The 9,661-nt window shown below is 49.2% G+C and carries 10 protein-coding genes; 2 read left to right on the top strand and 8 right to left on the bottom strand.

Annotated features, from left to right (window positions below; all coding sequences use genetic code 11):
• Window positions 1-424 precede the first annotated feature (424 nt).
• The 6 genes from JW883_12960 to JW883_12935 form a co-directional block, all read right to left on the bottom strand.
• Window positions 425-1,024 (bottom strand): DUF169 domain-containing protein, encoded by a 600-nt coding sequence (locus JW883_12960; protein MBN1843175.1) that lies wholly within the window; start codon window positions 1,022-1,024, stop codon window positions 425-427.
• A 243-nt stretch (window positions 1,025-1,267) separates the two neighbouring features.
• The gene (locus tag JW883_12955) at window positions 1,268-1,513 is read right to left on the bottom strand and encodes a 4Fe-4S binding protein (protein MBN1843174.1); all 246 of its coding nucleotides are present in this window, start codon (window positions 1,511-1,513) and stop codon (window positions 1,268-1,270) included.
• 394 nt (window positions 1,514-1,907) lie between these two features.
• Window positions 1,908-2,279, bottom strand: a complete 372-nt coding sequence (locus JW883_12950; protein ID MBN1843173.1) for a DUF5320 domain-containing protein — start codon at window positions 2,277-2,279, stop codon at window positions 1,908-1,910.
• Window positions 2,280-2,359: 80 nt separating this feature from the next.
• Window positions 2,360-2,827, bottom strand: a complete 468-nt coding sequence (locus JW883_12945) for a NifB/NifX family molybdenum-iron cluster-binding protein (protein MBN1843172.1) — start codon at window positions 2,825-2,827, stop codon at window positions 2,360-2,362.
• Between the two features lie 222 nt (window positions 2,828-3,049).
• Window positions 3,050-4,393 (bottom strand): sigma 54-interacting transcriptional regulator, encoded by a 1,344-nt coding sequence (locus JW883_12940; protein MBN1843171.1) that lies wholly within the window; start codon window positions 4,391-4,393, stop codon window positions 3,050-3,052.
• A gap of 93 nt (window positions 4,394-4,486) precedes the next feature.
• Window positions 4,487-5,416: a universal stress protein gene (locus JW883_12935; protein ID MBN1843170.1), complete on the bottom strand. Its 930-nt coding sequence runs from the start codon at window positions 5,414-5,416 to the stop codon at window positions 4,487-4,489.
• A 638-nt stretch (window positions 5,417-6,054) separates the two neighbouring features.
• Between JW883_12935 and JW883_12930 the strand changes: the two genes are divergently transcribed.
• Window positions 6,055-6,324 carry a hypothetical protein gene (locus JW883_12930; GenBank protein ID MBN1843169.1) on the top strand — a complete coding sequence of 90 codons (270 nt, stop codon included), beginning with the start codon at window positions 6,055-6,057 and terminating at the stop codon, window positions 6,322-6,324.
• 57 nt (window positions 6,325-6,381) lie between these two features.
• On the opposite strand, the gene JW883_12925 is transcribed toward JW883_12930, so the two are convergent.
• Both JW883_12925 and JW883_12920 read right to left on the bottom strand, forming a co-directional pair.
• Window positions 6,382-6,756, bottom strand: coding sequence for a hypothetical protein (locus JW883_12925; GenBank protein MBN1843168.1), 375 nt, complete (start codon window positions 6,754-6,756; stop codon window positions 6,382-6,384).
• Window positions 6,757-7,194: 438 nt separating this feature from the next.
• Window positions 7,195-7,893: a CBS domain-containing protein gene (locus tag JW883_12920; GenBank protein MBN1843167.1), complete on the bottom strand. Its 699-nt coding sequence runs from the start codon at window positions 7,891-7,893 to the stop codon at window positions 7,195-7,197.
• Window positions 7,894-8,298: 405 nt separating this feature from the next.
• Between JW883_12920 and JW883_12915 the strand changes: the two genes are divergently transcribed.
• The gene (locus tag JW883_12915; GenBank protein ID MBN1843166.1) at window positions 8,299-9,654 is read left to right on the top strand and encodes a sigma 54-interacting transcriptional regulator; all 1,356 of its coding nucleotides are present in this window, start codon (window positions 8,299-8,301) and stop codon (window positions 9,652-9,654) included.
• Window positions 9,655-9,661: the final 7 nt, after the last annotated feature.

Here is a 9,661-nt window from a genome sequence, read left to right as displayed (position 1 = left end):
TTGATGCGCCGACCTGCCTGCCGGCAGGCAGGTCCATCCCGCCTGGCTGCGTTGCTCGTCGGTTAAATAGCTTGCTATTCGCCCTCCCCGCGCCTTGCCATGCGTGCGCCTCGACTCCTGAAAATGTAAACTTATTTTTTCGCGAACCCCAAGGTGTCCGGATCGATTATTAGAAGGTAGGGGCCCCGTCCAAAACGCGCCTCCACGGCATCATCAATCGCAGGTCCGGCAGATGTAACACCTATTTTCATTGCTGGCTATACCTCCTTTTGTTCATCGTTGGTACACGGACACAAATCAGCATATCAGGGGATGGGAGTGTGACCTAGAAAAGGAGGGAACAACAGCCACTGCAGTGAAACACATTCCCCCATCCCCTGAACACTTCCGTCGCTGGTTCATAAACAGCAATTGATCTGATCACCTAAAACAAATTTCTTATCAAATGTCCCGGCATGCCAATGACAAGTCGGTCCCTTCCAATTGCTCCATATTCACGCGAGTCAGGACAACCAAAAGACAAGCATATTCGGCCTGTCGTATAAGCCCTCACTGCAACGCTTCCACAAACAGCCATCACACTGGAAGCCTCCAAATCAAGATCAGTTCCATAGACTTCCTGCCACCTGCGAACCAACCTCATGACGGTCTCGGGCTGAGCATAGGCTATCACTATGTCAGGAGACTTGTTTCTGCCTATCAATACAGCGGTAATTTTGCCGTTAAGACGTGGTGTATTGGCGATGACCTTCTGTGCAATATCGGGCTTGATCCCTGTCGTCTCGGCCATTTTGCCTGCTATGTTGTCATCTTCTTTAGTCGTCCAGCCGAGGCTTCGGCGTGCGCCGGGACAGTTGACGAGATGTCGTGTCAAGACTATTGGCCTGGTTATTGACTCCTTTATTGCTTCACACAGGCGCATAGGCTTTTTGGCCAAATTTTCTTTCGGTGAACCGTCACGGTGGATTACGATCCCTGTCCAGCGACCGCCTATCCTTTCCTCAAGCAGCTTTACTTCATTCATTCAACAATCTCCTTTTTGTGTCTAAATAAATATAAGCGTTCGCGGGTTTAGAGTTCACCGTTCAGGGTTACCTTTTTTGCGTTGGCCATCCGGGCCGGAGGGCCTGCTTGTAGACCATGGGGTGATAAGGTCTCAAGATCCGTTCGATGAACCCTGAATCCCTGAACCGTTAAACCCCTGAACGGCTACAAATAGATGTTGCCCCTGCCAGGTATTTTCTGGGGGCATTTTTATTGCTCCTTTTTATGCTTTTTGCAAGTAGATTGCCTCCTCTGGACACTGGGCGACGCATTCGCCACAGCCCATACACTTCATGGGATCAATCCGGGCAATCTCATCAATGGAGATAGCGCCGGTTGGGCAGATTTCCTGACAGATACCGCACGCAATACACTTGTCTCGGTCCACAACTGCGACGACCGGGGAAATGGCGCGACCTCTATCCAACTCGGTGATGCGCGCTCTTATGACCAGGAGTTGATCTTCCATGGTCCTCGCCTGGGCCTTAAGTGTTGCAAGCTCTTTTTCCGCACTGACTTGCCCATAAATTTTTTGCGGTGTGCCGGGCGCGAGCGGGGAACGACCTGGAGGGAGCGTGCCGGCCGTTCCCTTTTGCGATCGCTTCGCTACGGTCACACGCCGATGCGTGCCGCGACCCATGCCCCGCCGACCGCTGGCCATACCTCGTCCTCTTCCCATGCTCATGCGCATACCACAACTGGTTCTCAAGTTAGGGCTCGCTCAAAAATAACTTCACATTTTGATGTGCCGAACTGCCTGCCGGCAGGCAGTTCCATCCCACCTGGCTGCGTTGCTCGTCGGTTAAATAGCTTGCTATTCGCCCTCCTCGCGTCTTGCCATGCGTGCGCCCGGCTTTTTGCTGTCACTTGGTTTGGCCCTCCAGCTCCTCAATGCGGTTCTTTATGCCCTCAAGTGTGTTCTTCAGATATTCTGCCTCGCCTTTCAGCTCATCGAGTTCCTGTTCCTTGCTAACGCTCGGGGCGAATGGCGTTGCATAGCGAACCCCAACCGGAAAACCCGGATAACCGTATGCGGGTCTTTGCCAGGCGGTCAGCCCTGTGGCATAGAACCGATTCCGGTGGCCCCAACCGCCACCTCCACGACCCCAGCCCCAATATCCGCTCCCTGGCATAGGGTTTGTAAAACCGGGAACTTCATATCCAGCGCAGTACCCCGCTGCGCGTCCCGTCCTTGGGCCGAGCCCGGCAGGCCCTGTTCCATCTCCTCTTGGCATGACAGTCCTCCTTTCAAATGGCGGTGAACTTTCTGTTATGCCCGTACAGCTCTTTGCACAGGCTTTCTTGTTACCGGAGGTCAATATCGCTCAAAGAATCTTTTTCGCTCGGCAGCACTGTTAGGTTCATGATAAGATCTTCCGCTGCCTCTATCCGCCCCTCGCTGACCACGACGGAAGCGACGCTGCCTCCTCCTGAGCTTTGTGGCACCGGCTGGACAACCTGGAAGAAGGAGTCGGGAGTCGGCCAGCCGAGCGTTCAAGAATGCATCCAGCACATCATCTATTCTGCCGGTGACAAAAGGTATAATTTCAATTCCAGATCTTGTCACGATGCCAGCCAAGGGCCGTGAAATCGCACCGCAGATGAGGACCTCTACATCAAAACGTGACAATATCACTGCGCGCAACATGGACGGGTACTGGTCAAGAACGATTTCGCTTCGACTAACCTCCTTGCCACTGCGCACCTCCACCAAAAGCAGGGAGTGTGCAAAGTCAAAGACAGTAGAAACCTTGCCGGCCCACGCGGGGATTGCCACCTTCACGCTTGGCCTCTCCTTTTTTACCTTAAGCTTTCATTTTATCTAACAGCAATACGCGTGCCATAATAATAATATCTCGTCTTAGAGTCAAAAAGTCTTTATAAACAGGAAGGTACCGGCCAGGCGTTGGGAGAGGGAAGGGGCAAGTAGTAGCAATACTGCTACTTGCATCGGCTTGAGAGGTAGCATAATTGCAACCACTTCGCAAGATGGTAAAGGGGGAAATTAGGAATGTTTTCCGGACGGAGGCACTTGTAGACCCAAGGACTTGATCTTGCGGAATAGTGTGGTCTTGTGGATGCCAAGCTGGGTAGCCGTCTGCAAGCGGTTCCAGTTGTTACGCCGGAGAGCGTTCATCAGGAAGGCCGCTTCCATGTGTTTGAGGGACATGAATTCTGTCTGTTTCGGGCAGTTAATGCAGGCCGCGGAACATAGCGGCTCGGGGAGATGCCTTCGTTCAATCTCCCCCGAACGGCAGAGTACGAAGGCCCGCTCAATAATATTCTTCAACTCGCGCACATTACCCGGATAGCTGTAAGACATCAAGCAAGTCACTGCTTCGTCAGTGATACCTACCACCTTCTTGTCTTGTATGCTGTTCAGGCTTGTAATGAAGTGGTCAACAAGAAGTGGAATGTCCTCCGTGCGCTCCCAGAGTGGGGGAAGCTCAATTCGCACTATATTGACTCGGTAGAAAAGGTCCTGCCGAAATCTGTCCTTCGCCACCAGATCTGACAGGTTCTTGTTCGTTGCGGCTATGACCCGCACATCTGCCTTGAGCGATTTGACCGAGCCTAAGGGATCGTAGACCCGTTCTTCCAGAAAGCGCAACAGACGGACCTGCAAGGCGGGTGAGATATCGCCGATCTCGTCAAGCAAAAGGGTTCCACCTTCAGCGATGGTAATACGGCCCGGTTTGTCCTTTCTTGCATCCGTAAAAGCCCCGGCTTTGTAACCAAAGAGCTCCGATTCTAAGAGGGTATCCGGAAGCGCCCCGCAGTTAATGGCTACGAAAGCTTTTCTTCTGCGAGGACTCAGGTTGTGAATGGCCCGGGCAACAAGTTCTTTGCCCGTGCCGCTTTCACCCTCGAGCAAAACGGTGCTCCCACTCTCAGCGATCTGGGGAAGCACATCGAAGATCTCACGCATGCGGTGGCTGCGACTGAGGATATCCTCAAAGCGATAGTCACGTTGGATTTCTTTTCGAAGCTGCTCTATCATCGTGAGATCACGAAAGGTCTCCACACCCCCGATGATCTCGTCCCGCCGATTCTTTAGCACAGCCGTGGAGATACCGATTGGACGACGATTACCGTCTCTGTCCAGAATGACTGCCGCCTTTCCCACAATCGGTTTTCCGGTGTTAATAGTCTCTCGGAGTGCACAGTTGCCTTCGCAGATATTCGCTCTAAGTATGTCCTTGCAGGGTTGACCTATCGCCGTATCGCGAGGGATACCGGTAATCGTCTCAGCCGCGCGGTTGAAAGACGTGATACACCAATTCCGATCCACCGTAAAGACACCTTCGGTGATTGAGTCCAGGATTATATCCCGTTCTTTGGTGGGCATACGATCAGGCACAACCTCTAATATCTTGGCATTTTCAAGGACTTGTACAAATAATCGTCAAAACAGCCATCGGCCGCACACTACCTTGTGTACTTAAGGCACGACCCAGAGGGCGATGCCGGAGATCTTCTGAACCAACCGCATGGCAACGCTGCCCATGAAAAAGGCTTGCCTTTCTCCACGCCTGCCAATGACTACCGTGCCGTAGAGTCCGCTTCTGGCCTCGTCAAGGATGGCTGTGGAAATATGGTAGGCACGGGTATTGGTCCTTATCTCGATTTGACTCTCTTGTAGTCCTCCTGTTGTTAATCTTTTAAAGGCTTCCTCATGAAAGCATTCAATGCGCCTTTTGTCTCCGCGGTGAAGGGCATCCTGGAGGGCCGGCTCTTTTTCTTCAAAGGCGATGGAATAGTAATGTCGCAGATGTGGACGCACATGGAACAGCGTGAGCTTGACCGACGGGTTATTTCCTACCATGGAGATGATGTGATCCACAGCCCGGAGAGAATTGTCAGACCCATCTATGGCGACCATTACCTTCATGGAAGTCGTTTCTTCGTCCACAACCCAGACCGGAACTTCCAGGGAATGTTCCAGAACCTTGGCGGCTGTCGTTCCCATGAAAAAATCCCTGCTCCGCATGATGTCCCCATGTCCCATGAGGATAGCATTGTAAAGGCCTTGCTGGGCCAGATTCAGGATATCCTTGGCCGTACCCACCTGTTCGCGTTGGGCAACTGTTTCGATGTGGTTTTCAGGCACACCCTCACGGCACATCAACTCCTTGTGGTTGTCGAGAATGCGCTTAGCTGATTCGGCGTTGAGACGATCGAGCCTGTCAACATCAGCTTTGGCCTTAGGATCTGTGTTGGCCTCTTCAACCAGGGTTTCAGGGATCACGCCCTCCACATAAAACAGGGTGTAGGTCATCTCCCTAACAACTGAAGACATTCTAGCCGCATACTTAACTGCCCGTGCGGACGGTAGTGAATCATCCACAGCAACCAATATCTTCTTTCCCATATTGAGCCTCCTTGCCAAAAAGGTTCTGCTAGCCTTTTTGATACAACTGTACTCTCAATTCATCTTTTTTTGAACCAAGAAATGACGGTTTCGTTAAAAGCCAGTTTATGCCGCTTCGCGGCGTCCTATCGACAACGAACTTGAACAGAGTTCGTTGGAAGTCGGATTTAGCGAATATGTCATTTCGAGCGCAGCGAGAAATCTTGTCTTCTCAATGTGTTACACATTGAAGATTTCTCGCTGCGCTCGAAATGACAAGTTATTGAGACTTTACACAAAGCCGTCAAGAAATGATTTCGTTTTACTGATCTCCACGCCAACTTGTTTTCGGTAGATTGTTCACATCTCTCTGCACTCACCCTTTGAGCCACTCTTCCAGCGTTTGCGGAGAGAAGGCAGATCCCGAGAGCGGTTTCCATTCGGACCGGACCGTCAGATCTATACCGTCTCGAATGAAAATTCCCGTTTGAAAAGCTGCATATGGGATTTTTTTCTAATCTCAAAAAACCGTGCCCGCTTATGAACTCTGCGATTATGCTAGCTTTTGGCATGTGACCTGTTGCGACACCGACGACATCTTTTCCATCGGAAACCAGTTTGCGATTCGAATTTTCCACTGCCAGAAGGAGCTTTCTTATATGCTTAAAATTCTTCAGACGTGGGCGTTCCAGATACAGGAAGCGGGCGATAAATTCTATTTCGTGAAGCGCGCCCGGTTCAACGAAGACCATGTCGCCTCGAGGCCACGTTCCCTCTTCGAGGGTTTTGGAAATACCAAGGACGGCATCAAGAACAGGATAAACCCGGAGTTGGTTATCCCATCCGAGCATGGCAACCCGTTCATCAACAATATAGTCGCGCACTGCGTGGGTTGCGTATTCCTGAAGCACGTATCCCGAGGTGCGTAAGCACAGTATGTTTTCACTGACAAAGTCCTGCGAAAGGAGCCAGACCGCGTGTTCGAGTCACCGTTCGGTGGGGCCAATGGAACATATGTCAGGATGATGCTCCGAAAACCACATCCGGTAAAAAATGGTGTTAGATTTTCCTCCGTAAGAAATGAGTCCTGCGAGTTGAAGGTTCTTTTCTGGGTGGACCTCTCCAATGAATTTCATACCCTTGGTGCTCATAGCATGTGTTTGCCAGTCGTTAGAATCAAGGTAGATCTCTTTGAACTTGGGCTCATGTCCGCGAAGAAGGTCTTGCGGATCACAAATGTGCAGAGGATCATCGGGCGTTATCGCATAGGTGATGGCTATGCGGCTTGGTGGAAAAGAGGGAAAGCCCTTGGCGCAATGCATCGAGGATATGGAAAATGCACTGATTCTTGAAGGAATCATTGATCATTCCGTCCCTCCGAGATGCGTCTCAAAAAAATGAAGAGATGACACGAGGTTGGCATGGATCCATTACAACGCAGACACAACTTGGCATACTTCATAAATTTGCCATTGGTTGAGCAGGACGTCAACCGTATGCGTCAACAGTGTCAAATATTGCATAACTTCTTGGTGTCTAAATATTGGTGAGCTTGCCTCATATTAGTTGGAAGGATTTGCGAGGAGGCCAAGTGGATTATTCATCGGGAGTGCTTCAAGTTGAAACCGCAAATCGCCAGTAAAACGTTTTTCTAAAAGACTGTCATTTCAACCGTAGGGACAAATCTTTCTACGTTAATGAGATGGAACAAGATTTATCGCTTCGCCCTCCGGGGCGTAGGCCCCTCCAAGCCGGAGGCTCGAAATGACAAATTGAAAAGGTTTTTGTGAAACGTTCTACTAGTAGGGTATGCGAATGCGCCGCTTTTCGACGTCCTCGAGCAGGTCACGCACTGTGTAACAAACGACGAACTTCTCTTCCAGTTCTTTGAGCATCTTCGTGGTTTTGTCTGCTGGCAGGGGATTTGTGCGTATGTAAATATTATGACGACCCTCTTCAGCGGTTTCGCGTGTGGAAAGGATGCTCACAATACGCGCACCGTGGGAGCGGATCACATCGGCCACTTCTCTAATGGCGCCTGGACGATCCTCCAGGCTGAAAGCAAGCTGCACGCCGCCAGTATAAACCCCCGTGATATTGATCAAGACCTTGAAAATGTCAGTCTGTGTGATAATGCCGATCAGGCAGTCCTTGTTGTTGATGACCGGGAGCGATGAGATCTTGTTTTCCAGCATCAAAATGGCAGCAAATTCCACTGTCTCATCGGGTCTGACAAACACAAGATTTCTGGTCATAAGATCCTTGATCTTGATGGTAGAAATGAGATAGTTTAGTTCATGAACATCCAGGGATGTTGCCTTGGAAGGTGAGGCGTCTCTCAGGTCTCTGTCGGTAACTATCCCTACTAACTTGCCCTTCTTATCTACAACGGGCAAAGAGCGGATGTTGTTGTCCTTCATCATGATGGAAGCCTTCATCATGGCCGTGTCCTCAGTCACAGTAATGACGTCACTGGTCATCCAGCCTTTTACTAACATTGGCACCTCCACTGGTTTTTAGTGTGTCAATATCCGACCTTGTGCGCTAGACTCCTAGCGCACTTGGACACTCAGATCTCAGAAACCTGAATGTTAAATAAAATATTTATCAGATCTTGCATGAAGTGTCAATTGATAAGGATAGTTGCATTTTCAGGTTCTGTGTGTCCAGGTGTGGAGAATACTTCCATGAAAAAGGGCAAGCTTTTGACGCGAGGAACGTGTTATACTAATATATTTTTAGTGGATAAGATCGTAAGTTTTCAATAACCTGGTGTATGAATTGCCTTTTTTCCCAGTCAGGAAGCGCGACGATTAACCATAGAGAGTCCAAGAGCTGGTTTTCAACATAGCGGAGTCCTTTCGGCAAAATGGAAACCGTAAAGGGGTAGAAGGATCATAGACATGCCATATCTTGTCATGTGCAAAGATTCAAAGGACTATAAGGTGTTTCGATTTTCCAGCGCTGTGACGATCGGAAGAGCAAGGAATAACAGTATTGTTCTGAATAATTTGGAAATCTCCCGTTATCATGCATACATTGAACAGGAACAAGGCAGGTACATTCTTTTTGATCGAAGCAGAAATGGGACTTTCGTGGATAACGAAAAAATAGAGAAATGCCCTCTTTCCCATGGCATCGCTTTTCGGATTATTGATTATCTTTTTGCTTTTGTTGAAGATTCCAAAGCAGAAAGTATTGATGAAAAAGGCCTTGGTGAGCAAGAGATTTCGGTCTGGGATAAGGATGATCAAGGTGTTGAAACGTTAGTCCCTTTGAGTAAGGAACCAGATGAAAAGACGGCTTTGAAAAGCCGTTTGCTTGAAGAAGGCACAGTTGTTGAGAGCGAAAAGATGGTCGCCCTTTATAATGACCTCCTGGCCGTTGCCAGAATCAATGTTCCTGTTCTCATCATAGGAGAGGCAGGTACCGGAAAGGAACATGTCGCTCATGCTCTCCATAATTTTTCCAAAGGAACTGGTGACTTTGTGCCTCTGAATTGTTCTTCCATCCCCGAAGGTATTTTTGAGAGTGAGTTGTTTGGATCTGTTAAAGGCGCTTTTCACAATGCCGCCGATAAGCCCGGAAAGTTAGAGCTGGCAAATGGCGGGACGATTTTTCTTGATGAGATCGGAGACATGAGCCTGTCGCTTCAGCCGAAGCTCCTTAGGTTCATAGAGGACAAAATGGTCACGCGGCTGGGAGATACGAAGGTCAGAGAACTTGACGTCAGGGTAATAGCTGCCACGAATCAGGATTTGAGAATCATGATGGAAGAAAAAACCTTCAGGGCAGACTTCTATCACAGATTAGCTTGCATAAAGCTCAAAGTTCCCCCACTCAGAGAGAGAAAGGAAGATATTCAACCTTTAATCGATTTTTTTCTGTCCAGTTTTTCAGATAAATACGATTGGAAAACGCCACGCATTTCCGATAACGCAATAAAAATGCTGATGGAATATGACTGGCCAGGAAATATCCGGGAGCTGAGGAATCTTTTTCTGGGTGTTTCAGTGCATGTTCAAGGTAAGACCATCTATCCCAAGGATCTGGCGGCAGCGTCGGAAGAAATACAAAGGATTGAAAGACAACCCTCGAGATCTTTTCCCTCTGCAGAGGATATAGAAAAGAGGCATATCATAGATGCTTTGGAACGAACTGGTTGGAATAAGGCACAGGCTTCCAAGCTCCTTGGAATATCAAGAGATACCCTTTATAGAAAGGTTCGGAAGTACAAGATTTCATTGGAATTAAGTTAACCGTTCA

The organism is Deltaproteobacteria bacterium (assembly GCA_016930875.1).
Lineage (GTDB): Bacteria > Desulfobacterota > Desulfobacteria > Desulfobacterales.
The sequence above is the reverse complement of the archived record's forward strand: the minus strand, read 5'-3'. Positions and strand labels throughout refer to the sequence as shown.

Coding starts and splice junctions, on each gene's coding strand:
- JW883_12960 (MBN1843175.1), bottom strand. CDS start 1,024: ATGAATGAAGTAAAGCTGCTTGAGGAAAGGATAGGCGGTCGCTGGACA.
- JW883_12955 (MBN1843174.1), bottom strand. CDS start 1,513: ATGGAAGATCAACTCCTGGTCATAAGAGCGCGCATCACCGAGTTGGAT.
- JW883_12950 (MBN1843173.1), bottom strand. CDS start 2,279: ATGCCAAGAGGAGATGGAACAGGGCCTGCCGGGCTCGGCCCAAGGACG.
- JW883_12940 (MBN1843171.1), bottom strand. CDS start 4,393: ATGCCCACCAAAGAACGGGATATAATCCTGGACTCAATCACCGAAGGT.
- JW883_12935 (MBN1843170.1), bottom strand. CDS start 5,416: ATGGGAAAGAAGATATTGGTTGCTGTGGATGATTCACTACCGTCCGCA.
- JW883_12930 (MBN1843169.1), top strand. CDS start 6,055: ATGCTTAAAATTCTTCAGACGTGGGCGTTCCAGATACAGGAAGCGGGC.
- JW883_12925 (MBN1843168.1), bottom strand. CDS start 6,756: ATGATTCCTTCAAGAATCAGTGCATTTTCCATATCCTCGATGCATTGC.
- JW883_12920 (MBN1843167.1), bottom strand. CDS start 7,893: ATGTTAGTAAAAGGCTGGATGACCAGTGACGTCATTACTGTGACTGAG.
- JW883_12915 (MBN1843166.1), top strand. CDS start 8,299: ATGCCATATCTTGTCATGTGCAAAGATTCAAAGGACTATAAGGTGTTT.